The 513-nt window shown below is 69.0% G+C and carries 1 protein-coding gene; it reads left to right on the forward strand.

The window, feature by feature from the left end; translation table 11 throughout:
* Window positions 1–44: 44 nt before the first annotated feature.
* Window positions 45–513: hypothetical protein (locus tag DQ241_RS20310; protein WP_199584802.1), on the forward strand; the 469-nt coding region annotated here is incomplete at its 3' end.

Consider the following 513-nt stretch of genomic DNA (forward strand, 5'->3'; position numbering starts at 1 on the left):
AGATGTGTATAAGAGACAGGGCCGCCCGACTGGACGACGACGCAGTGGACCCGACGCAGGCCGACGGCAGCATCCCGCACTTCCTCGTGCCCGCCGCCGGCTGGGGGTCGAGCGCCGACTCCAAGGAGGCCAAGACGCTGGTGCCGCAGCGCGTCAAAGACGTCAAGGACTGGCGCAAGCAGTTCCGACGTCGCCCCAGCCGCCACGACGTCACCACCCTCGTGGAACTCGGCCACCAGGTCGAGGACCTGTGGACGATGGCACTGCGTCGGCTCACCGTGGCCGAGCAGCAGACGAGCCGCGACATCGCCCTGTGGGGTCGCGACGAAGCCCCCTCGCATCGACAGGTCGTCACCCGGGAACAGGTGGAACAGTCCCTGGCCGACCCCGACGGCGCCTACCAGCGGCTACGGCTCGTCATGGACGCATGGTGCGCCCTGTGGTTCTGGCCACTGACCACCCGAGTGGCCCCGCCGAGCTGGGCCGAGTGGATCGACGCCTGCACAATGCTGC

It is taken from the genome of Blastococcus sp. TF02A-30 (assembly GCF_003319185.1).
Classification (GTDB): Bacteria; Actinomycetota; Actinomycetes; order Mycobacteriales; family Geodermatophilaceae; genus Blastococcus.